The sequence below is a fragment of the Streptomyces sp. NBC_00335 genome (genome assembly GCF_036127095.1).
Taxonomy (GTDB): Bacteria; Actinomycetota; Actinomycetes; order Streptomycetales; family Streptomycetaceae; genus Streptomyces.
On sequence record NZ_CP108006.1, the window covers coordinates 6,911,982 to 6,934,008 of the forward strand.

The 22,027-nt window shown below is 72.4% G+C and carries 19 protein-coding genes; 14 read left to right on the forward strand and 5 right to left on the reverse strand.

What is annotated here, in order from left to right; genetic code table 11:
- Window positions 1–469: 469 nt before the first annotated feature.
- From OHA37_RS31365 to OHA37_RS31375, 3 genes are all read right to left on the reverse strand, one after another.
- Complete coding sequence (locus OHA37_RS31365) at window positions 470–1,162, reverse strand: gamma-glutamyl-gamma-aminobutyrate hydrolase family protein (RefSeq protein WP_266910184.1); 693 nt, start codon at window positions 1,160–1,162, stop codon at window positions 470–472.
- A 45-nt stretch (window positions 1,163–1,207) separates the two neighbouring features.
- Complete coding sequence (eat, locus tag OHA37_RS31370) at window positions 1,208–2,680, reverse strand: ethanolamine permease (protein WP_266910186.1); 1,473 nt, start codon at window positions 2,678–2,680, stop codon at window positions 1,208–1,210.
- Between the two features lie 155 nt (window positions 2,681–2,835).
- Entirely contained in the window at window positions 2,836–3,582 is a 747-nt protein-coding gene (locus OHA37_RS31375; RefSeq protein WP_266910188.1) for a FadR/GntR family transcriptional regulator, read from the reverse strand.
- A gap of 77 nt (window positions 3,583–3,659) precedes the next feature.
- Here OHA37_RS31375 and OHA37_RS31380 point away from each other — a divergent pair, with 77 nt between their 5' ends.
- From OHA37_RS31380 to OHA37_RS31395, 4 genes are all read left to right on the forward strand, one after another.
- Entirely contained in the window at window positions 3,660–5,039 is a 1,380-nt protein-coding gene (locus OHA37_RS31380) for a glutamine synthetase family protein (RefSeq protein WP_266910190.1), read from the forward strand.
- Window positions 5,040–5,178: 139 nt separating this feature from the next.
- Window positions 5,179–6,543: an aldehyde dehydrogenase family protein gene (locus OHA37_RS31385; RefSeq protein ID WP_266910192.1), complete on the forward strand. Its 1,365-nt coding sequence runs from the start codon at window positions 5,179–5,181 to the stop codon at window positions 6,541–6,543.
- Window positions 6,544–6,548: 5 nt separating this feature from the next.
- Window positions 6,549–7,343 carry a 3-oxoacyl-ACP reductase gene (locus OHA37_RS31390; RefSeq protein WP_243334068.1) on the forward strand — a complete coding sequence of 265 codons (795 nt, stop codon included), beginning with the start codon at window positions 6,549–6,551 and terminating at the stop codon, window positions 7,341–7,343.
- A gap of 109 nt (window positions 7,344–7,452) precedes the next feature.
- A complete protein-coding gene (locus OHA37_RS31395; protein WP_266910195.1) occupies window positions 7,453–8,748 on the forward strand; it encodes a haloacid dehalogenase-like hydrolase in 1,296 nt (431 codons plus the stop codon).
- A gap of 28 nt (window positions 8,749–8,776) precedes the next feature.
- Here OHA37_RS31395 and OHA37_RS31400 read toward each other — a convergent pair whose 3' ends face one another.
- Window positions 8,777–9,979 (reverse strand): amino acid deaminase/aldolase, encoded by a 1,203-nt coding sequence (locus OHA37_RS31400; RefSeq protein ID WP_266910197.1) that lies wholly within the window; start codon window positions 9,977–9,979, stop codon window positions 8,777–8,779.
- Between the two features lie 252 nt (window positions 9,980–10,231).
- Here OHA37_RS31400 and OHA37_RS31405 point away from each other — a divergent pair, with 252 nt between their 5' ends.
- The 3 genes from OHA37_RS31405 to OHA37_RS31415 are packed head-to-tail and all read left to right on the forward strand — an operon-like array spanning window position 10,232 to window position 13,026.
- A complete protein-coding gene (locus OHA37_RS31405; protein WP_266910199.1) occupies window positions 10,232–11,092 on the forward strand; it encodes a hypothetical protein in 861 nt (286 codons plus the stop codon).
- The gene (gene mycP / locus OHA37_RS31410) at window positions 11,089–12,273 is read left to right on the forward strand and encodes a type VII secretion-associated serine protease mycosin (RefSeq protein ID WP_443046239.1); all 1,185 of its coding nucleotides are present in this window, start codon (window positions 11,089–11,091) and stop codon (window positions 12,271–12,273) included. Before OHA37_RS31405 ends, mycP begins: the two co-directional genes overlap by 4 nt.
- A 12-nt stretch (window positions 12,274–12,285) precedes the next feature.
- Window positions 12,286–13,026 carry an SseB family protein gene (locus tag OHA37_RS31415; protein WP_266910202.1) on the forward strand — a complete coding sequence of 247 codons (741 nt, stop codon included), beginning with the start codon at window positions 12,286–12,288 and terminating at the stop codon, window positions 13,024–13,026.
- A 95-nt stretch (window positions 13,027–13,121) separates the two neighbouring features.
- Here OHA37_RS31415 and OHA37_RS31420 read toward each other — a convergent pair whose 3' ends face one another.
- Window positions 13,122–13,502: a DUF1844 domain-containing protein gene (locus OHA37_RS31420; RefSeq protein WP_266910204.1), complete on the reverse strand. Its 381-nt coding sequence runs from the start codon at window positions 13,500–13,502 to the stop codon at window positions 13,122–13,124.
- Window positions 13,503–13,825: 323 nt separating this feature from the next.
- On the opposite strand from OHA37_RS31420, the gene infC reads away from it, so the two are divergent.
- The 7 genes from infC (at window position 13,826) to pheT (ending at window position 21,567) form a co-directional block, all read left to right on the forward strand.
- Entirely contained in the window at window positions 13,826–14,620 is a 795-nt protein-coding gene (gene infC, locus OHA37_RS31425; RefSeq protein WP_266913259.1) for a translation initiation factor IF-3, read from the forward strand.
- A 105-nt stretch (window positions 14,621–14,725) separates the two neighbouring features.
- Window positions 14,726–14,920, forward strand: coding sequence for a 50S ribosomal protein L35 (gene rpmI, locus OHA37_RS31430; protein ID WP_215021864.1), 195 nt, complete (start codon window positions 14,726–14,728; stop codon window positions 14,918–14,920).
- Window positions 14,921–15,023: 103 nt separating this feature from the next.
- On the forward strand, window positions 15,024–15,410 hold the full coding sequence (gene rplT / locus OHA37_RS31435; protein WP_214948116.1) for a 50S ribosomal protein L20: 387 nt from the start codon (window positions 15,024–15,026) through the stop codon (window positions 15,408–15,410).
- A gap of 127 nt (window positions 15,411–15,537) precedes the next feature.
- The gene (locus OHA37_RS31440; RefSeq protein WP_266910209.1) at window positions 15,538–16,398 is read left to right on the forward strand and encodes a TrmH family RNA methyltransferase; all 861 of its coding nucleotides are present in this window, start codon (window positions 15,538–15,540) and stop codon (window positions 16,396–16,398) included.
- A gap of 56 nt (window positions 16,399–16,454) precedes the next feature.
- The gene (locus OHA37_RS31445) at window positions 16,455–17,759 is read left to right on the forward strand and encodes a sensor histidine kinase (RefSeq protein ID WP_266910211.1); all 1,305 of its coding nucleotides are present in this window, start codon (window positions 16,455–16,457) and stop codon (window positions 17,757–17,759) included.
- 152 nt (window positions 17,760–17,911) lie between these two features.
- A complete protein-coding gene (gene pheS, locus OHA37_RS31450) occupies window positions 17,912–19,039 on the forward strand; it encodes a phenylalanine--tRNA ligase subunit alpha (protein ID WP_266910213.1) in 1,128 nt (375 codons plus the stop codon).
- Entirely contained in the window at window positions 19,039–21,567 is a 2,529-nt protein-coding gene (gene pheT, locus OHA37_RS31455; RefSeq protein WP_266910215.1) for a phenylalanine--tRNA ligase subunit beta, read from the forward strand. Before pheS ends, pheT begins: the two co-directional genes overlap by 1 nt.
- Window positions 21,568–22,027: the final 460 nt, after the last annotated feature.

Sequence of the window (22,027 nt, forward strand, 5' to 3'; positions counted from 1 at the left end):
GGGGCTGGTGCGGAGTTTGTCCCCTACCCGCCCTTCCACCGTTCCCCGGGCTCCGCCCGGACCCGGTCCTCAAACGCCGGACGAGCTGGAGGGGGCGCCGGGCTGCGCCCGGACCCTTCTGGGGCTCCGCCCGGACCCGGTCCGCAAGTGTTGGAGGGGCTGGAGGGGGTGCCGGGCCCTTCTGGGGCTCCGCCCGGACCCGGTCCTCAAACGCCGGACGAGCTGGAGGGGGTGCCGGGCTCCGCCCGGGCCCTTCTGGGGCTTCGCCCCGGACCCGGTCCGCAAGTGCCGGAGGGGCTGGGAGGGGGTGCCGGGCTCCGCCCGGGCCCTTCTGGGGCTTCGCCCCGGACCCGGTCCGCAAGTGTCGGAGGGGCTGGAGGGGGTGCCGGGCTGTGCCCGGGGCCTTCTGGGGCTCCGGCCCGGACGCTGGTCCTCAAGTGTCGGACGGCTGGAGGGGGTGTGATCGGGGTCAGGGGTGGGTGGAGGCTGCTGTGATCAGGGCTGACATGACTCGGGTGTCCTTGTCCAGTTCCGGGTGCCATTGGACGCCCAGGGTCCAGGGGGAGGGGGCGGGGAGTTCGATGGACTCCACCGTGCCGTCGGTGGCGTGGGAGGAGGCGATCAGGCCCCGGCCCAGGCGGTCCACGGCCTGGTGGTGGTAGGTCGGGACCTCCGATTCCTCCGGGACCAGCGCCGCGTACAGCGTGCCGGGGACCGGGCGGACCGGGTGCCAGGAGATCACGCCCGGGCTCGCCACGTGGCCGTCGACGTGCTGGATCAGGGTGCCGCCCAAGGCCACGTTCAGTGCCTGCATGCCACGGCAGATGCCGAGCAAGGGCGTGCCCGAGGCCAGGGCCGCGGAGATCAGGGAGAGTTCCCACGTGTCGCGCAGGGTCGCCGCCGGCCCGGTGCGGGGATCGCGCGGAGCTCCGTAGCGGACCGGGTCCACGTCGGGGCCGCCCGCGACGACCAGGCCGTCCAGCCGGCTCAGCACCTCCGCCGCCGCCTCCGGTTCGTCCGGCGGGAGCAGGACGGCGGTGCCGCCCGAGGCCTGGACGAGCTCGTAGTACCCGGTGGGGATGAGGGAGGTCGGGACGTCCCACACCCCGTAGCGGGTGGATTGCTCGACGTAGGTGGTGATGCCGATGAGCGGCCTGGGCACGGGGGAAACCTCCGGAGGACAGGGGCAGAGGGCTGGGGGCTGCGCTCAGTCGCGGGAGAGCTCGGCTTCGGCTTCCGCCAGCGCCGCGAACTCCTCCTCCGGAGCGGAGGCCACCAGGTGGTGGCGACTGTAGAACGCGAAGTAGGCGAGGGCGACGGCGTACACGGCCAGTGCGATGAATGCCGCGTCCTTGTCCACCAGGAAGGTGGCGACCAGGGCCGAGAGGGCGAGGACGAAGGCCACCGAGGAGGTCACGATGCCGCCGGGCGTGCGGTACGGGCGCTCCAGGCCGGGCTCGCGGCGCCGCAGCACGATGTGGGAGAGCGCCATGAGGGCGTAGGAGATGGTCGCGCCGAAGACCGCCATGTTCAGCATGCGCGGGCCGTTGCCGGTGGCGGCGGCCAGCGCGAAGCCGATGGCGCCGGGGATGAGCAGGCCCAGGTACGGGGCCTTGCGCTTCGAGGTCAGGGACAGGAAGCGGGGGAGGTAGCCCGCCCGGGAGAGGGCGAACAGCTGGCGGGAGCCGGCGTAGATGAGGGAGAAGAAGGAGGCCACCAGTCCGGCCAGGCCCGCGTAGTTGACGAAGGTCTTCAGCCAGGAGAGGCCGGGATCGCCCTCCAGGGCGACGACGAGCGGGTTGCCCGCGTCCTTGATGGCGTCGGCCCCGCGCGCGCCGGTGGAGGCGAGGAAGGTGACCAGGGCGAGCAGGACCAGGATGCCCATGGAGATCGACAGGGCGCGCGGTACGGAGCGGACCGGGTCCTTGGCCTCCTCGGCGGCCAGCGGCACGCCCTCGACCCCGAGGAAGAACCACATGCCGAACGGGAAGGCGGCCCAGATGCCGAGGATGCCCAGCGGCAGCCAGGAGCTCGCGCCGGCGGCGGTGGTGTCGACGGCGATGTTGTCGAGGTTGGCGGGGTCGAACTGGGTGAAGGCGCCGACGGCGAAGACGACCAGCGCGATCACGGCGATGGCGGTGACGACGAGCGAGAAGCTCAGGGCCTCGCCCACGCCCCACAGGTGGATGCCTATGAAGACGACGAAGCAGGCGAGGTAGACCGGCCAGCCCGAGGTGAGGCCGAAGAGGTTGAGGGACTCCACGTAGTCGCCGATGAAGATGGCGATGGCGGCCGGGGCGAGGATGTACTCGATGAGGATCGCGGTGCCGGTGAGGAAGCCGCCCCAGGTGCCGAGCGCCCGGCGGGCGAAACCGTAACCGCCGCCCGCGGTGGGCAGGATCGCCGACAGTTCGGCGAGGGAGTAGACCAGGCACGCGTACATCGCGCCCATCAGGACGGTGGCGATGGCGAGGCCGCCGAAACCGCCCTGGGCGAGGCCGATGTTCCAGCCGGAGAAATCGCCGGAGACCACGTACGCGACACCGAGACCGGTCAGCAGCAGCCAGCCGGCGCTGCCGCGGCGCAGGGTGCGGCGCTCCAGGTAGCCGTCGGTGCCGTTCTCGGGGGACTGTGCGGGTTCGGGCACGGCTGCCAGCCGTGCGCCGGTGTCGTCGGCCATGTGCGCTCCTGCCTAGGGCAATGGTTGTGGGGCGTACCTTTGCCGCTCGGGCATGGCGGGCGCAAGACCCCTGCGTTAAACGGGGGTTACGAATGCCTCTCGGTCGGGGCGGCCGGGGCGGCCGGGGCGGCCGGGGCGGCCGCGGTGGGTCCGGATCAGGTCAGGAACCCCCGCAGCAGCGCCGCAGTGCCGCAGCAGTGCTCGCGCATCACCTCGCGCGCCGCCTGCGGGTCCCGGTCCAGCACCGCCTCCACCAGCGTGCTGTGCTGCTGCTGCGAGTGCTCCAGGTTGCGCACCAGCAGCGGGATGCAGTCCAGCAGGTCGTTCACGGTGGCCCGGACGGCCGCGTACTGGGCCGTCAGGGTGGCGGATCCGGCGAGTTCGCACAGGGTGAGGTGGAAGAGGGTGTCCTGGCGGCGGTAGTCCGGCAGCGGGGCGTCGTGGGTGGCGGTCAGCGCGCCGAGCAGCCGGTCGGTGTCCCGCTCGGACAGGCCCTGGGAGGCGCACAGGCCGGCCGCGCCCACCTCCAGGACCTCGCGGAAGCGCAGGACGTCCTCGATGTCCACGCCCGCGACCCGGCGCCGCAGCTCCTCCTCGGTGCCCCCGGCCGGTGTGTCGGGGCGGGGCAGGACAAACGTTCCGCCGTACCGTCCGCGCCGGGCCTCCACCAGGCCCTGGTCCTGGAGTACCTTCAGCACCTCGCGGAGCGTCACCCGGCTGATCCCCATCCGCTCGGCCAACTCGCGCTCCGGCGGAAGCCGTTCCCCGCCCGGCACCAGTCCGAGCCGGACCACCTGGAGGATCTGCTCCAGCGCCTCCTCGAAACCGTTGCCCGCCCGCACCTGTCGCAGTACGGGATTGAGCCGCCGGGCGGCCTCGTCCTCGCTCGCCGTATCGGTCATCTCGCCTCCTCCCCTTCCCAAGCAATGGTTCTATTCAATACCTTAGGCCCCCTCGGCTCACCGAAGGAGAGAATCCCGTGGTAGACCGCAAGCCGCCGCTTTCGACCGAGGAGCTCCGCGCCCTCGTCGCCAGCGGTGAGATCGACACAGTGGTCCTGGCCTTCCCCGACATGCAGGGACGCCTCCAGGGCAAGCGGTTCGCCGCACAGTTCTTCCTCGACGAGGTCCTCGGACACGGCACCGAGGGCTGCAACTACCTCCTCGCCGTCGACACGGACATGAACACCGTCGACGGGTACGAGATGTCCTCCTGGGACCGGGGCTACGGCGACTTCGCCATGCACCCCGACCTCGCCACCCTGCGCCGGATCCCCTGGAACCCCGGCAGCGCCTTCGTCCTCGCCGACCTCGCCTGGAACGACGGCTCGCCCGTGGTCGCCGCGCCCCGGCAGATCCTGCGCCGCCAGCTGGAGCGCCTCGGCGAACACGGGTACACCGCGATGGTGGGCACCGAGCTGGAGTTCATGGTGTTCCTGGACACCTACGAGCAGGCCTGGAACTCCGACTACCGCGGCCTGACCCCCGCCAACCAGTACAACACCGACTACTCCATCCTCGGGACCGGCCGCGTCGAACCGCTGCTGCGCCGCATCCGCAACGAGATGCAGGCCGCCGGCCTGGTCGTCGAATCGGCCAAGGGCGAGTGCAACCTCGGCCAGCACGAGATCGTCTTCCGCTACGACGAGGCGCTGACCACGTGTGACCAGCACTCCGTCTACAAGACGGGGGCCAAGGAGATCGCCGCCCAGGAGGGCGTCTCGCTCACCTTCATGGCCAAGTACGACGAGCGCGAGGGCAATTCCTGTCACATCCACCTCTCGCTCAACGATGCCGACGGACGCAGCGCGATGGCCGCCGAGGGCCCGGACGCACACGACCACGACGGCATGTCGCCCGTGATGCGCCACTTCCTGGCCGGCCAGCTCGCCGCGCTGCGCGACTTCTCCCTTCTCTACGCCCCCAACATCAACTCCTACAAGCGTTTCCGGCCGGGATCCTTCGCGCCGACCGCCGTCGCCTGGGGCGTGGACAACCGGACCTGCGCGCTCCGAGTCGTCGGCCACGGCCGCTCCATGCGCTTCGAGAACCGCCTGCCCGGCGGCGACGTCAATCCGTACCTCGCCGTCGCCGGCCTGGTCGCGGCCGGGATCTACGGCATCGAGAACCGGCTGGAGCTGCCCGAGGCCTGCGCCGGCAACGCCTACACCGCCGACTTCGCGCACGTCCCCACCACCTTGCGCGAGGCCGCCGAGCTCTGGGAGAACAGCGAGATCGCCAAGGCCGCCTTCGGCCCCGAGGTCGTCGCCCACTACCGGAACATGGCCCGCGTCGAACTGGACGCGTACGACTCCGCCGTGACCGACTGGGAACTGCGCCGCTCCTTCGAGCGCCTCTAGGGCCGCAGGCATGCCGCAGGCATGCCGCAGGCATAACGCAGGCATAACGCAGGCGTACCGCAGGCATGCCGCAGTCCCCGCACACCCCATTACCGGACCCACCGCACCCACCGCACCCGAACGTCTGAAAGGCCACCACGTGTCCGATGCGCTGGAAGTCTTGAATCCGGCCACCGAGGAACTCGTCGCCGTCGTCCCGGCCGCCACACGGGACGACGTCGACGCCGCCGTCGTACGGGCCACCGCGGCCCAGCGGACCTGGGCGGCCGCCGCCCCCGGCGACCGGGCCAGGCTGCTGCGCCGCTTCGCCGCGGTCGTCGACGGGCACATCGAGGAACTGGCACAGCTGGAGGTCCGGGAAGCGGGCCACACCATCGGCAACGCCCGCTGGGAAGCCGGCAACGTCCGTGACGTGCTCGACTTCGCCGCCGGGGGAGTGGAACGGCTCTCCGGCCGCCAGATCCCCGTCGCCGGCGGCATCGACGTCACCTTCCTCGAACCCCTCGGCGTCATCGGCGTGATCGCGCCGTGGAACTTCCCCATGCCGATCGCCGCCTGGGGCCTGGCCCCGGCGCTGGCCGCCGGCAACGCGGTCATCCTCAAGCCCGCCGAGACCACCCCGCTCACCGCGCTGCGCCTCGCCGAGCTCGCCCTGGAGGCCGGACTCCCCGAGCACCTGTTCCAGGTGCTGCCCGGCCGGGGCGAGGTCGCGGGCGACGCCCTCGTCGAGCACCCGGGGGTGGCCAAGATCGTGTTCACCGGCTCCACCCGCGTCGGCAAGCGGATCATGGCCAAGTGCGCCGACCGGGTGAAGCGCCTCACCCTCGAACTCGGCGGCAAGAACCCCAACATCGTCTTCGCCGACGCGGACCTGGAGGCGGCGGCGGCCGCGGCCCCGATGTCCTTCCTGGACAACACCGGGCAGGACTGCTGCGCCCGCACGCGGATCCTCGTACAGCGCTCCGCCTACGACCGGTTCATGGAACTGCTCGTGCCCGCCGTCGAGAAGGTCGTCGTCGGGGACCCGTACGACGAGAACACGCAGCTGGGACCGCTGATCTCGCGGGCGCAGCTGGACCGCGTACGGTCCTACGTCACCGACGACCTCACCGTCGTTCGGGGCACCGCCCCCCAGGGCCCCGGCTTCTGGTACCCCCCGACCCTCGTCACCGGCGTCGACCCCACCGCCGCCGTGGCCACCGAGGAGGTCTTCGGACCGGTCGCCGTCGTCCTGCCCTTCGAGGACGAGGAGGACGCCGTACGCCTCGCCAACGCCACCGACTACGGCCTCGCCGGCTCCCTGTGGACCCGCGACGTGGGCCGCGCGCTGCGCGTCTCGCGGGCCGTCGCCGCGGGCAACCTGTCGGTCAACTCCCACAGCAGCGTCCGCTACTGGACCCCCTTCGGCGGCTACAAGCAGTCCGGACTCGGGCGCGAGCTCGGACCCGACTCCCTCACCGCTTTCACCGAGACCAAGAACGTCTTCATCAGCACGGAGGCCTGAAGAACATGAGCATCGAGCCCACCGAAGAGATCGTCTGCCGCCGTCTGGTCGGCCGTACCGCCGTCATCACCGGAGCCGGCAGCGGCATCGGACTGGCCACCGCCCGCCGACTGGCCTCCGAAGGCGCCAACGTCGTCTGCGGCGACATCGACGAGACCGCGGGCAAGGCCGCCGCGGAAGAGGTCGGCGGCACCTTCGTCAAGGTCGACGTCACCAGCCCGGAGGAGGTCGAGGCCCTGTTCAAGACCGCCTTCGACACCTACGGCTCCGTGGACATCGCCTTCAACAACGCCGGCATCTCGCCCCCGGACGACGACTCGATCCTCACCACGGGCCTGGAGGCCTGGAAGCGGGTCCAGGACGTCAACCTGACCTCCGTCTACCTCTGCTGCAAGGCCGCCCTGCCCTACATGCAGCGCCAGGGCCGCGGCTCCATCATCAACACCGCCTCCTTCGTGGCCCGGATGGGCGCCGCCACCTCGCAGATCTCCTACACCGCCTCCAAGGGCGGCGTGCTCGCCATGTCCCGCGAGCTCGGCGTGCAGTTCGCCCGCGAGGGCATCCGCGTCAACGCGCTGTGCCCGGGGCCCGTCAACACCCCGCTGCTGCAGGAGCTCTTCGCCAAGGACCCGGAGCGCGCCGCCCGCCGGATCGTGCACATCCCGCTGGGCCGGTTCGCCGAGCCCACCGAGATCGCCGCCGCCGTCGCCTTCCTCGCGAGCGACGACTCCTCCTTCATCAACGCCACCGACTTCCTGGTCGACGGCGGCATCTCCGGCGCGTACGTCACCCCGCTCTAAACGTCCACATCCCCACCACCCACCCGACAGCCGGGCGTCGCACGACGCCCGGCTGTCGTGCTCCACCGTCCGCGACGATCTTGAAGAAGAACCAGGAGAACCCACCTCAGTGACCCGACTCAGCTCCGTGCGGCGGCTCCAGGCCGCAGGCGCCGCCGCCGCGATAGCCGCCGGCGCCCTCGTGGCCGCCGCCCCCGCCGCCCAAGCGGCCCGCCCCGGCCACTGCACCACCCCGCAGCTCAAAGCTGCCTGGTACGGGGACAACCAGGCCCGGCTGCAGCAGCTCATCGAGGACTACGGCAGCTGCAACCCGTACCGGCCGAACCGCAACAAGCCCGTCGCCGTCTTCGACTGGGACAACACCGTCGTCAAGAACGACGTGGGCGACGCGCAGATGTTCTGGCTGCTGCGCAACGGCAAGATCCGCCAGCCCGCCGGGGGCGACTGGAGCGGCACCAGCCGCTTCCTGACCCCGGCCGCCGCCCGGGCCCTGGCCGAGGCCTGCGGCGCCCTCGCGAAGCCCGGCGCCCCGCTGCCCACCGGAACCCCCGAGGGAGCCGGCTGCGCCGACGAGATCAACGCCGTCTACGGCACCGCCGCCACCCGCGCGGCCGCCCCCGCCTTCGCCGGCTGGGACCGCCGTACGACCGAGCCCGCCTACGCCTGGCTGCCGCAGCTCATGCAGGGATGGACCGCGCGCGAGATCCGCGGCTTCACGGCCGCCGCGCGGGCCGAGAACCTGGCCGCCCCGGTCGATGCCAAGCAGCAGGTCGGCTCCACCACCGCCACCGGCTGGGTGCGCTACTACGACCAGCAGAAGGAGCTCATCGCCGCCCTGCAGAAGGCCGGCTTCGACGTCTGGATCAGCTCGGCCTCGCCGCAGCCGGTCGTCGAGGTGTGGGCCGAGGGCGTGGGCATCGACGCCGGGCACGTCATCGGCATCCGCAACACCACCACGTACGGCGGGAAGTTCACCTCCCACCTGCAGGGCTGCGGGTCCGTCGCGGACGGCGCCGACACGATGATCACGTACATCGACGGCAAGCGCTGCTGGATCAACAAGGAGATCTACGGGGTCCGCGGCGCCGCGGCCGAGAAGGTCCAGCCGGCCGCCCGCCGCCAGGTGTTCGCCGCGGGCGACTCCGACACCGACATCTCGTTCCTGCGCGACGCGACCGTGCTGCGGCTCGTCGTCAACCGCAACAAGAACGAGCTGATGTGCCGCGCCTACGACAACAGCGACGGCAAGTGGATCGTGAACCCGATGTTCATCCAGCCCAAGAAGCAGAAGGCCGCGCCGTACCCCTGCGCGACCACCGGCTTCACCGGCCGCGACGGCACCCCGGGGCCCGTGCTCCGGGGTGACACCAGCGTCATCCCGGACCAGACGGACTCCGTCTTCTAGAGGACCGTTCCTCCAGGAGACCCTGCCTCTAGAGGAAGGTGCGGCCCTCGCCCCGGTAGGTCGGGGCGGTGGCCGTCACCCGGTCGCCCTGGACCAGGTGCAGCGTGTCGAAGCGCTCGCACAGTTCACCGGCCTTCGCGTGCCGGAACCAGACCCGGTCGCCGATCAGCAGATCGTCGGCCGGGCTGCCGAGCAGCGGGGTCTGCACCTCGCCGGCCCCCTCCTGCGCGTCGTAGCGCAGTCCCTCGGGGAGGTACGGAACCGGCAGCCGGTCCGCGCCGGGCGCGCCGGAGGCCGGGTAGCCGCCGCCGAGCACCGTGACCACCCCGACCCCGGGCCGGCGGACCACCGGCTGGGCGAAGAGCGCCGCCGGGCGGCCGCTGAACGAGGTGTAGTTGTCGAACAGCCGCGGTACGTACAGCCCCGACCCGGCGGCGATCTCGGTGACCGCGTCCTCGGCGGCGGTCTGCTGGACGCTGCCGGTGCCGCCGCCGTTGACGAACTCCAGGTCCGGGACCACCGCGCGCACGGCCCGTACGGCCTCGCCGCGGCGGGCGGCCAGCTCCTTGCGGGCCGCGCCCTGCATCAGCCGGATGGCGCGCGACCTCAGCGGACGCCCCAAGAGGGCGTCCCCGACCCCGGCCACGTGGCCCTCGTAGCCCATCAGCCCGACCACCCGGAAGCCGGGCCGGGCGCTCACCGCGCGGGCCAGCTCGGCGAGCTGCGCGGGCTCGCGCAGCGGGGAGCGGCGGGCGCCGACGCGCACCCTGCCGCCGAAGAGGTGCAGGGCGGTGTCCAGTTCCAGGCAGACCCGGATCTCCTGGCCGCCGCCGTCGCGGGCCCGGTCCACGAGTTCCAGTTGCGCGAGGTCGTCGACCATCACGGTGACGGCGGCGGCCAGCTTCGGGTCGGCGGCGAGTTCGGCGAAGCCGGCCCGGTCGGCGGACGGGTAGGCGAGCAGCACGTCCTCGAAGCCCGAGCGGGCCAGCCAGATCGACTCGGCGAGGGTGTAGGACATGATCCCGGCGAACCCGGGCCGCGCCAGGACCCGTTCGAGCAGCGCCCGGCACCGTACGGACTTGCTCGCCACCCGGACCGGCTTCCCGCCGGCTCGGCGCACGAGATCGTCGGCGTTGGCGTCGAACGCGTCGAGATCCACGAGGGCGAGCGGAGCGTCGAGATGGGCGGTGGCCCGGTCGTAACGGGCCCGGTCGGCGGCGGGGGAGTTCATGGGCGGCAGCCTGCCAGATGGGTGTACTCGTGGGTAGGGGGTTCGCGGAGTCGCCGGACGCCCCACCCAGGTCAGAGGCTCGGGGGGTGCTGCGGTCACATCTCGGTCTCGACTTCCGGATGCCCCTTTTGGGCAGGGAGACGGCAGTTCGAACGCGGGTACCGTCGCTCCTCCCCGGCCGACGTTCCAGGTGCGGACGGGCGCGTAAAGTAGGGGCAGGCAGCCGACGGGAACGGGGGGCTTAGCCGCCGGATGAGTACGTCCACACCGCACGGCGGGGTCCTGACCACGCCCGACCACGTTCCGGCACCGCCACGGCGACGCCGGGGAGCGGTCCTCGCCGCCGCCCTGTGCGGCCTCCTCGGCCTCGGTCTCACCGGTGCGGCCGGCTACAAGGCCGTCTCCGACCACCGGGCCGCACAGCGCCCCGTGGACCCCGCCGAGGCGTACCGCAAGGCCGCGTCCCTCTGGCACAGCACCCCCGTCGACACCCTCTTCCCGCCCGTCCTCGACGGCCAGGACGCCGGGCCGGGCGGCGCCGACCGCACGTGGACCCGGATCACCCCCGCCGCCGACGCGGCCTGTTCCGAGGCGCTCGCCGCCGACTGGCAGGCCCTGTTCGCCGAGACCGGGTGCACCCGCGTGCTCCGCGCCACGTACACCGACGCCACCCGCAGCTCCCTGGTCACCGTCGGCATGGTCTTCACCCCCGCCGAGGCCGCCGCCATGGACCTGCTGCGCGGCAAGCTGACCGCCCCGACCGGCTACAAGATCCGCGACAACCGCCGGGCCGCCTGGACCGCCACCGTGCTCGCCGACGCCCCGGTCGTCGTCTACACCGTCTCCGCCTTCGCCGACGGCCGCCGTCTCGGCGCCCCCAGTCCCGCCGAGGACAAGATGGCCGAGGACGCCCGCGGACGCGTGGCCCAGGCAGGCCTCGGCCACGAGGCCAAGGCCGTGGCCGACCTCGTGGAACGCACCCTGAGCACCCTCGCGACCTCCCCGCAGGGCAAGCCGGGCACGCCGTCCGCGGAGCCGTCGCAGAACCCGCCGGCCTCGCAGGACCCGCAGCCGTCACAGGCCCCCACGGCGACCCCGGAGGCCGGCCCGTGACCCGCCGCGCCCTGTTCCCGGCGGCCCTCGCCCTCGGAGCCCTGTTCGCCGTCACCGCCGCGCCGCCGGCCGCCGCCGACGCCATCCGCGACCGCCAGTGGGGGCTGACGGCCCTGCGCGCCGAGGAGGCGTGGGGCATCACCGAGGGCAAGGGGGTCACCGTGGCCGTCCTCGACACCGGGGTCGACCCGACCCACCCCGACCTGGTCGGGCAGGTACTGGAGGGCACCGACCTCGTCGGCATGGGCGCCAAGCGCGGCGACCGTGCCTGGGCCCGCCACGGCACCGCCATGGCCGGGATCATCGCCGGGCACGGACACGGCAGCCTCCGCCTGGGCGGCGTCCGCGGCATCGCCCCGAAGGCGGACATCCTCCCGGTCCGGGTGATCCTGGAGGAGGGCGACCCCGGCCGCGACAAGGCCCGCGACAGCAAGGGCGGCGCCCTCGCCGAGGGCATCCGCTGGGCCGCCGACCACGGTGCCGACGTGATCAACCTCTCGCTCGGCGACGACAGCAGCTCCGCCCACCACGAGGCCGCCGAGGACGAAGCCGTCCAGTACGCCCTCGGCAAGGGCGTGGTCCTCGTCGCCTCCGCCGGCAACGGCGGCAAGTCGGGGGACCGGGTCTCGTACCCGGCCGCCTACCCCGGGGTCATCGCCGTCACGGCCGTCGACCGCAAGAACAAGAAGGCGTCCTTCTCCACCCGCAGCTGGTACGCGACCGTCAGCGCCCCGGGCGTTGGCGTGGTCATCGCCGACCCCGACCGCTCCTACTACGAGGGCTGGGGCACCAGTGCCGCCGCCGCCTTCGTCTCCGGCGCGGTCGCCCTGGTCAAGGCCGCACACCCCGACCTGTCCCCGGCCCAGATCAAGAACCTGCTGGAGGACACCGCCTCCGGTTCCCCGCCCGGCGGCCGCGACGACTCCCGCGGCTTCGGCCTGGTGGATCCCGTCGCCGCCCTCCAAGCCGCCGACGGGATGCCCCCCGAGCCGGTGCTGCCCCAACCCGTCGCGGCCGGGAGCCCCTACTTCGGCCCCGGCCCCGACCCGGTGCCGGGCCCCGGGCTCCGGGACCGCTTCGGAGCCCCGGCGGGCGTGGCCGCGGGGCTGGCACTGCTCGTGGCGGGCGGCGTACTGGCCCGGCGGCCCCGGGCCGGACGGCAGGATCCCGACGCGGGATAGGCTCGGGGAACTGTGGCGAACAAAAACATTCCCGACCCCGGTTTCTCCGACGACGACGGCTCCGCCGACCCCCGGCTGAGTGCGGCCCTGGCCGCCTGGGCCGAGGACAGAGCCGAGGAGCCCCAGGTGCTGGCGGCCCTCAAGGACGCCCGCCTGCTGGTTCCCGTGGTCGCGGTCCTCGGCGAGGTCGAGACCGACCCCGAGACCGGACTGAGGCGCGAGAAGACCAGCGACATGGCCGTCCCCACCCTGCGGGCGGGGGACCGGCGGGCCCTGCCCGCCTTCACCTCCATCGCCTCGCTGGCCCTGTGGGACCCGGCCGCCCGCCCGGTGGCGGTGCCGCTGCACCAGGCGCTGGCCGCCGCCGCGCACGAGAAGGCCGACACCATCGTCCTGGACCTGTCCGGACCGGTCCCGTACCAGCTCGCGGGCCCCGCGCTGCTGGCGCTCGCCGAGGGCCGCACGGACGCGGGCCCGCTCGCCGACCCCGCCGTACGCGAGGCCGTACGGGCCGTCGTGGCCGCCGAGCCGGCCGTACTCGCCGCCCACCTCGGCCCGGGCGGCGCGGACGCCGACGGAACCCTGGCGATCGTGCTGGCCGCCGGTCCGCAGGCCGCCGCGGCGGCCCGCCGGGTGGCCGGGGCCCTGGCGGCCGACGAGACCCTGCGCGCACGCCTCGTGGGCGGGCTGGACCTGGCGCTGCTCCCGGAGGGGGCCCCGGTCCCGCCGGGCGAGCCGCTCTTCGCGCGCTGAACGACCCGGAACGCCGAAGGGCCCGACCACACCTGAACGTTGAGGTGTGGTCGGGCCCTTCGGCGTGGTGGCGCCGCGGTGAAGCGTTGCCCCGGTTACGCGTACACGGGACCCGTGAACTTCTCGCCCGGGCCCTGCCCCGGCTCGTCCTGCACCAGCGAGGCCTCGCGGAAGGCCAGCTGGAGGGACTTCAGGCCGTCGCGCAGCGGGGCGGCGTGGAAGGAGCTGATCTCGGTGGCGCTCGCGGTGACCAGCCCGGCCAGGGCGGTGATCAGCTTGCGGGCCTCGTCGAGGTCCTTGTATTCGGAGTCCGGCTTGTCCAGGCCCAGGTTGACCGCTGCCGCACTGAGCAGGTGGACGGCCACCGTGGTGATGACCTCGACGGCCGGCACGTCCGCGATGTCGCGGGTCAGGTCGTCGTAGTCGGGAGCGGCCGGGGATGCAGAGGTGGAACCGGAGGGCGTCGCGTCAGTCATGTGCCCCACGATATGCCGTGCGGCGGGCTTGCAACGCGGGTGCTAGTATGTACTTCGACCGGCCGGACACTTATGTGCCCGGCCCACAAGTGGAGGCTCCGATTCTCCCACCCAGCCGCCCTCACGGGAGGCGGGTCACCGGTCTGGTGGTATCCATCGTTCCGTACGGACGATGGAAAGCTGCCCGATTTTGCGCCCCGCGGTTCGCACGCGACGGTGCTCCGGTTGTATTGGAGCCCTCGTCTGTGCCCGGCGGGGCTTTTTTCATTCCCCGCCGCGGTCGGTCTGACGGAAAAACGTCAGCGGCTGTCCTCCAGGCAGCCGTGTGGTGCTACCGAGGAGGATCCATCAGCACCGAGCCCCGCATCAACGACCGGATTCGCGTTCCCGAGGTACGACTCGTCGGCCCGAGTGGCGAGCAGGTCGGCATCGTGCCGCTTGCCAAGGCGCTCGAGCTCGCGCAGGAGTACGACCTCGACCTGGTCGAGGTCGCGGCGTCCGCACGCCCGCCGGTCTGCAAGCTCATGGACTACGGCAAGTTCAAGTACGAGTCGGCCATGAAGGCCCGTGAGGCGCGCAAGAACCAGGCGCACACGGTCATCAAGGAAATGAAGCTCCGGCCGAAGATCGACCCGCACGACTATGACACCAAGAAGGGTCACGTCGTTCGGTTCCTCAAGCAGGGCGACAAGGTCAAGATCACGATCATGTTCCGTGGTCGCGAGCAGTCCAGGCCGGAACTCGGCTACCGACTGCTGCAGCGTCTGGCTTCGGACGTCGAGGACCTCGGGTTCATCGAGTCGAACCCGAAGCAGGACGGCCGAAACATGATCATGGTTCTCGGTCCGCACAAGAAGAAGACCGAGGCGATGGCCGAAGCCCGCGAGGCGCAGGCCGCCCGCAAGGCCGAGCGCCAGGGTGCTGTGGCCAGCGACGAGAGTGGTGACGAGGCCCTGGCCGCCGACGCCGCGCTCGAGGCGGAGAACGCTGCACTCGAAGCCGAGGACGTGGACGTCGACGTGGAGGACGCTTCCGACGAAGCGGCCGACGCGACCGACGCGGCCGAGGCCGGCACCGACGAGGCAGCCGCCTCGGACGAGGCCTCTGCCCAGGCCTGATTCCGAGGCAGCCCGTCTCGGATCACCGATACAACATGACGCTCCCGTGAGCCGGCCCCCCACCAGGGCCGGTGGGGGCGCCACCGACGAGGAGATAACGGCGCCATGCCGAAGAACAAGACGCACTCCGGGACCAAGAAGCGCTTCAAGATCACCGGCTCCGGCAAGGTGCTCCGCGAGCGCGCCGGCAAGCGCCACCTGCTCGAGCACAAGTCGTCCCGTGTCACCCGCCGCCTGACCGGCACCGCGGAGATGGCCCCCGGCGACGCCAAGAAGATCAAGAAGCTTCTCGGCAAGTGACGTCCTCCGCTCCCCTTCCGGGAGCGGGAGCACGTCAAGACCGGGACCCCATCGAATTCGGGCCGTGTGAACACTTCCACGGCCCCGCTACAAGGAGTACACAGTGGCACGCGTCAAGCGGGCAGTAAACGCGCACAAGAAGCGTCGGGCAATCCTCGAGGCGGCGAAGGGTTACCGCGGTCAGCGTTCGCGCCTGTACCGCAAGGCCAAGGAGCAGGTCACCCACTCCCTGGTCTACAACTTCAACGACCGCAAGAAGCGCAAGGGCGACTTCCGTCGTCTCTGGATCCAGCGCATCAACGCGGCTGCCCGTCAGAACGGCATGACGTACAACCGCCTCATCCAGGGTCTGAACGCCGCCAACATCGAGGTGGACCGCAAGATCCTCGCCGAGCTGGCCGTCAACGACGCCAACGCGTTCGCCGCGCTGGTCGAGGTCGCGCAGAAGGCCCTCCCGGCCGACGTCAACGCCCCGAAGGTCGCTGCCTAAGCAGCACGCCCTCAAGGCTGCAGTAACTTGCCCGGACCCGCAGGCCTCGCGCCTGCGGGTCCGGTGCGTTGAGCACCGAGTTCGACCGAGTTCCACCCGCTGTACGTACGGAAGCGAGCCGACCGCCATGGGCACCCCCGCCGAGCTGATCTCCCCCCGGTCCACCCGGGTGGCCGCCGCCAGGCGACTGGCGCGACGCAATTTCCGCACCAAGGAGCGCCGCTTCATCGCCGAGGGCCCGCAGGCCGTGCGCGAGGCCGTGGAGCACCGCGGCGCCGGCGGCGAGTCCACGCTGATCGAGCTGTTCGCGACCGTGGAGGCCGCCGAGCGCTACGCCGACATCGTCGACGCCGCGTACGCCGCCGGGGCCCGGGTCCACTACGCCTCCGACGAGGTGCTCGCGGAGGTCTCGCAGACCGTCACCCCGCAGGGCCTGGTCGGCGTCTGCCACTTCCTGGACTCCCCGTTCGAGGAGATCCTCAAGGCCCGGCCCAAGCTCGTCGCCGTCCTCGCGCACGTCCGCGACCCCGGCAACGCCGGTACGGTGCTGCGCTGCGCGGACGCCGCCGGAGCCGACGCGGTCGTGCTGACCGACGCCTCCGTGGACCTGTACAACCCCAAGTCGGTACGCGCCTCCGTGGGCTCCCTCTTCCACCTTCCGGTGGCCGTCGGCGTGCCCGTGGAACAGGCCGTCGAAGGGCTGCGCGCGGCCGGCGTGCGGATCCTGGCCGCCGACGGGGCCGGTACGGACGACCTCGACGCCGAGCTCGACGCGGGCACCATGGGCACCCCCTCGGCCTGGATCTTCGGCAACGAGGCCTGGGGCCTGCCCGAGGAGACCAGGGCGCTCGCCGACGCGGTCGTACGGGTCCCGATCCACGGAAAGGCCGAGAGCCTGAACCTCGCCACGGCCGCCGCGGTGTGCCTGTACGCCTCCGCGCGTGCACAGCGGGCGCCCGGAGGGTGCCGCTCCGTGACCCCCAGCTAGTAATGTGGCGGCCCGGGGGGCCCACTGTGCTACTCGGAGATGTGGGGTACGGGGACATGACCGTCGGTACGAACAGCTCGCCAGGTGCCGCCAAGGCGGCCGGCGCACCGGTCCTGGCGACCGTGTCCCAGCTGGCCGCGCCCGCCGCCCGGGTGCCGGTGCAGCATCCCCAGGCGGCTTCCGCCGCCACCGCCCCGCCCGCGCGGGCCCTGCCCGCGCCCGCGAGCCCCGTAGGCCCCGCCGCAGAGGGGCCGGACGCGCCGGAGGACTCCGACGGGCACGGCGAGTACGCCGCGCTCGGGATCGACCCCGACGACCTGCCCGACGGGCTGGTGATCGCGGACGCCACCGGCCGGGTCATCTGCTTCAACTCCGCGGCGGCCCGGATCACCGCCCTCGTGGCGGGCGAGGCCCTGGGCCTGGAGATCGAGCGCGCACTCCCTCTGGAGGACCTCGAAGGCCGCCGCTGGTGGGCGCTGACCGACCCCTACGGAGGCCTCGCCACCCGGCGCGGACAGCCCGAGCGCAACCTGCTGCTCCCCGGCGGCCGCGAGGTGCTCGTCTCCGCCCGCTACGTGCGCACCCACCCCAAGGGCCCGGTGCGCCGGCTCGTGGTGACCCTGCGCGGCACCGAGGCCCGGCGGCGCACCGAGCGCAGCCACGCCGAGCTGATCGCCACCGTCGCGCACGAGTTGCGCTCCCCGCTCACCTCCGTGAAGGGGTTCACGGCGACCCTGCTCGCCAAGTGGGAGCGGTTCACGGACGACCAGAAGCGCTTGATGCTGGAGACGGTCGACGCCGACGCGAACCGCGTCACCCGGCTCATCGCCGAGCTCCTGGACATCTCCCGCATCGACTCGGGCCGTCTGGAGGTCCGCCGCCAGCCGGTCGACATCTCCACCGCCGTGGGCCGCCACGTCCAGGCGCTCACCGCGAACGGACAGGCCCCGGAGCGGTTCCTGGTCAGCGTGAGCCGACCGCTGCCCGACTTGTGGGCGGACCCGGACAAAATTGACCAGATCCTCGGCAACCTGCTCGAAAATGCGGTGCGGCACGGCGACGGAACCGTCACCATCGACGTGACGCCGACCAGCTTCGCGAATGCCGCGGGGAAGACCGAGAAGGGAACCGCCGTCACCGTGACCGATGAAGGCCCTGGTATCCCCGAGGAGTCGATGGGCCGCGTCTTCACCCGTTTCTGGCGGGGCAGCAAGCGCGGCGGCACCGGTCTGGGCCTCTACATCGTCAAGGGCATCGTGGAAGCCCACGGCGGCACCATCAAGGTCGGCCGCGGCCCCGGAGGCGGCGCCGAGTTCCGATTTATCCTGCCCGTCGGCGCCCCGGCGTACCTCACGCAGTAGCCCTGCGGAGCGTCTCGCCAGGCGGCCCACGGGCTCCTTCACCCCCAGCGACCTTTAGACTCGACCTTTGGCACCTTTGTGTCCTTGTGCCGAGCGCGTCCTGCGCGTCGCGCGGGGGACCCACCAGCCAGCCATCGGAAGTACGGGAAGAGATGTCGGCACCGAACAAGTCGTACGACCCTGTCGAGGTCGAGGCACTGAAACCGGAAGAGATCGAGCGCATGCGGGACGAGGCGCTCGCCGCCTTCGCCGCCGCCGGCGACCTCGACGAACTTCGGGAGGCGAAGACCGCGCACATGGGCGACCGCTCGCCCCTGGCGCTCGCCAACCGAGAGATCGGCGCGCTGCCCCCGCAGGCCAAGGCCACCGCGGGCAAGCTCGTGGGTCAGGCCCGGGGCGCCGTGAACAAGGCCTTCGGGGCCCGCACGGTCGCGCTCGAAGCCGAGCGCGACGAGCGGGTGCTGGTCGAGGAGGCGGTGGACGTCACGCTGCCCCACGACCGCGTGCCCGCCGGCGCCCGGCACCCCCTGACCACGCTGATGGACCGCATCGCGGACATCTTCGTGGCCATGGGGTACGAGGTCGCGGAGGGCCCCGAGGTCGAGGCGGAGTGGTTCAACTTCGACGCCCTCAACTTCACGCCCGACCACCCCGCGCGCCAGATGCAGGACACCTTCTTCGTCCGGGGGCCGGAAGGCACCGAGGGCGACGAGTCGGGCGTCGTGCTGCGCACCCACACCTCCCCGGTGCAGGCGCGCTCGCTGCTGGAGCGCAAGCCCCCCGTCTACATCGTGTGCCCGGGGCGGGTGTACCGCACCGACGAGCTCGACGCGACGCACACCCCGGTCTTCCACCAGGTCGAGCTGCTCGCCGTGGACGAGGGCCTGACCATGGCGGACCTCAAGGGCACCATGGACCACATGGTCCAGGAGCTGTTCGGCGAGGGCACCACCACGCGCCTGCGCCCGCACTTCTTCCCCTTCACCGAGCCGTCCGCCGAGATGGACATGCAGTGCTACGTGTGCCGCGGTGCGTCGGTGGGCAACCCCGACCGCCCGTGCCGCACCTGCTCCAGCGAGGGCTGGATCGAGCTCGGCGGCTGCGGCATGGTCAACCCGAAGGTGCTCATCGCCTGCGGTGTGGACCCGGAGAAGTACAGCGGGTTCGCCTTCGGCTTCGGCATCGAGCGGATGCTGATGTTCCGCCACAACGTAGAAGACATGCGAGACATGGTCGAGGGTGACATCCGTTTCACCCGGCCGTTCGGGATGGAGATCTGATGCGGGTCCCGCTTTCTTGGCTGCGGGAGTACGTCGACCTCCCCGCGGGTGAAACCGGTCGCGACGTGGCCCACAAGCTCGTCGACGCCGGCCTCGAGGTCGAAACCGTGGAGCAGCTCGGCGGCGGGCTCAAGGGCCCGCTCGTCGTCGGCCAGGTGCTGACCATCGAGGAGCTCGAAGGCTTCCGCAAGCCGATCCGCTTCTGCACGGTGGACGTCGGCCAGGCCAACGGAACCGGCCTGCCGCAGGAGATCGTCTGCGGCGCCCGGAACTTCTCCGTCGGCGACAAGGTCGTCGTGGTCCTGCCGGGCGCGGTCCTGCCCGGCGACTTCGCGATCGCCGCGCGCGAGACGTACGGCCGCACCTCGCACGGCATGATCTGCTCCGGCGACGAGCTGGGCATGGGCGACGACGGCACGCACGGCATCATCGTGCTGCCGCACGAGCACGAGGTCGGCACCGACGCGATCAAGCTCCTGGAGCTGGTCGACGAGGTCCTCGACATCGACATCACCCCGGACCGCGGCTACTGCATGTCCATGCGCGGTGTGGCCCGCGAGGCCGCCACCGCGTACGGCCTGCCGCTGCGCGACCCGGCGCTGCTCGACGTGCCCGCGCCGAACTCGTACGGCTACGCCGTCAAGATCGACGACCCGCGGGGCTGCGACCGCTTCACCGCGCGCACGGTGACCGGCCTCGACCCCGAGGCGCGCTCCCCGATCTGGCTCACGCGCCGCCTCCAGAAGGCGGGCATGCGCCCGATCTCGCTCGCCGTGGACATCACCAACTACGTGATGCTGGAACTCGGCCAGCCGCTGCACGCCTACGACCGCTCGCGGATCGACGGCGCCATCGGCGTCCGCCGGGCCGAGCAGGGCGAGAAGTTCACCACCCTGGACGGGGTCAAGCGCACGCTCGACTCCGAGGACCTGGTGATCACCGACAACAGCGGCCCGATCGGGCTCGCCGGTGTCATGGGCGGCGCCAACACCGAGATCGCCGACTCCGTCACCGACCCCGAGACGGGCGCCGTCACCGGCACCACCGAGGTCGTCGTGGAGGCCGCGCACTTCGACTCCGTGTCGATCTCGCGCACCGCCCGCCGCCTCAAGCTGTCCTCCGAGGCGTCCAAGCGCTTCGAGCGCGGCGTCGACCCGCAGGCCGCCGCCGCTGCCGCGCAGCGCACCGTCGACCTGCTCGTGCTGCTGGCGGGCGGCACCGCCGAGGCCGGCGTCACCGAGCTCACCGCCCCGGGCGCCCCGCGCACCATCGCGATGAGCGCGGACCACCCCGACAAGGTCGCGGGCATGCAGTACGGCCGGGAGACCGTCGTACGCCGCCTGCAGGAGGTCGGCTGCGACGTCTACGGCCAGGACGAGCTCGTCGTCACGGCGCCCTCGTGGCGGCCCGACCTCGCCGAGCCCAACGACCTCGCCGAGGAAGTCATCCGGCTGGAGGGCTACGGGAACCTTCCCTCCACCCTCCCGCAGGTGCCCTCCGGCCGCGGTCTGACCGCCCGGCAGCAGCTGCACCGCCGGGTGGGCCGCGCGCTGGCCGGCGCGGGCTACGTCGAGGCGCTCAGCTACCCGTTCCTGGGCGAGGGCGTCTTCGACCAGCTCCAGCTGCCCGCGCACGACGCCTCCCGCCAGGTCGTCAAGCTGGTCAACCCGATCTCCGACGAGGAGCCGGCGCTGCGCACCACGCTGCTGCCGGGTCTGCTCGGCGCGCTGCGCCGCAACGACAGCCGGGGCAGCCACGACCTCGCCCTCTTCGAGACCGGCTCGGTCTTCCGGGCCGCCGCGCAGCCGGGCGTCGCCGTACGCCTCGGCGTCGACCGGCGTCCCACCGACGAGGAGATCGCCACCCTGAACGCGGCCCTGCCCGCGCAGCCGCGCTACGCCGCGGTCGTGCTGGCCGGGGCCCGCGAGCAGGCCGGCTGGTGGGGCAAGGGCCGTCCGGCCGACTGGGCCGACGCGGTCCAGGCGGCGCGCTCGCTGGCCGTCGAGGCCGGTGCGGAGCTCGTCGTGCGCCAGGGCCAGTACGGTCCCTGGCACCCGGGCCGCTGCGCCGAGCTGCTCGTCACCCTGGACGGGGTGGAGACGGTCATCGGGCACGCCGGTGAGCTGCACCCGCGCGTGGTCAAGGCGATGGGTCTGCCGGCCCGCACCAGCGCCATGGAGCTCGACCTGGACCGCCTCGCGGCGGCCGGCGGCGAGGCCCTCCAGGCTCCCCGGATCTCCTCCTTCCCGGTGGCGACCCAGGACGTCGCGCTGATCGTGGACGCGTCGGTGCCGGCATCCGCCGTCGAGGACGCGCTGCACAAGGGCGCCGGTGAACTGCTGGAGTCCCTGCGGCTGTTCGACGTGTTCGAGGGCGAGCAGGTGGGCGAGGGCAAGAAGTCCCTCGCGTACGCGCTGCGCTTCCGCGCGACCGACCGGACGCTGACCGCCGAGGAGTCCACGGCGGCCCGCGACGCGGCGGTCGCCCTGGCGGGCGAGCGCACGGGCGCGGTACTGCGCGGCGCGTAGCCGCTGCCGCTTGCTGTGCCGAGGGGGTGCATCCCGGTTCCGGGGTGTGCCCCCTCAGTCGTTCCCGGCTGCGCGGGGTGGCGGGGCGGCCCTGCGGGGCTGGTCCCCTACCCACCCTTCGCCCGTTCCCCGGGCTCCGCCCGGACCCGGTCCTCAAACGCCGGACGGGCTGGAAAAATCCAGCCTCGCCGGCGTTTGAGGCGCGGGGTCTGGGGACGGGGCCGCGGGCGTCCGCGCCGGTGGCGGGACCACGCGGGCCGGGCCCGGTGGGTGGGCCCGGCCCGCGTTCGGTCCGGCTCGGCCGGGGCCCGGCGACCAACCAGGACCCGGCGGAGCCGAAGCGCGCCGCCCGCCTGCCGTGGAGTGTCGGGCAGACAACAGGACGGGCGGCGCGGTTGACGGGTCGTCGCACTGTACGAGGGGGAGCCGACGACCCGAGCTACCTCTTGGCGAGGCCCTT

Excerpts from the sequence above, each read along its gene's own strand:
- OHA37_RS31375 (WP_266910188.1), bottom strand. The coding sequence starts at position 3,582 with ATGACCGATACGGCGAGCGAGGACGAGGCCGCCCGGCGGCTCAATCCC.
- eat (WP_266910186.1), bottom strand. The coding sequence starts at position 2,680 with ATGGCCGACGACACCGGCGCACGGCTGGCAGCCGTGCCCGAACCCGCA.
- OHA37_RS31400 (WP_266910197.1), bottom strand. The coding sequence starts at position 9,979 with ATGAACTCCCCCGCCGCCGACCGGGCCCGTTACGACCGGGCCACCGCC.
- OHA37_RS31405 (WP_266910199.1), top strand. The coding sequence starts at position 10,232 with ATGAGTACGTCCACACCGCACGGCGGGGTCCTGACCACGCCCGACCAC.
- pheT (WP_266910215.1), top strand. The coding sequence starts at position 19,039 with ATGCGGGTCCCGCTTTCTTGGCTGCGGGAGTACGTCGACCTCCCCGCG.
- rpmI (WP_215021864.1), top strand. The coding sequence starts at position 14,726 with ATGCCGAAGAACAAGACGCACTCCGGGACCAAGAAGCGCTTCAAGATC.
- OHA37_RS31440 (WP_266910209.1), top strand. The coding sequence starts at position 15,538 with ATGGGCACCCCCGCCGAGCTGATCTCCCCCCGGTCCACCCGGGTGGCC.
- OHA37_RS31390 (WP_243334068.1), top strand. The coding sequence starts at position 6,549 with ATGAGCATCGAGCCCACCGAAGAGATCGTCTGCCGCCGTCTGGTCGGC.
- OHA37_RS31445 (WP_266910211.1), top strand. The coding sequence starts at position 16,455 with ATGACCGTCGGTACGAACAGCTCGCCAGGTGCCGCCAAGGCGGCCGGC.
- OHA37_RS31420 (WP_266910204.1), bottom strand. The coding sequence starts at position 13,502 with ATGACTGACGCGACGCCCTCCGGTTCCACCTCTGCATCCCCGGCCGCT.
- pheS (WP_266910213.1), top strand. The coding sequence starts at position 17,912 with ATGTCGGCACCGAACAAGTCGTACGACCCTGTCGAGGTCGAGGCACTG.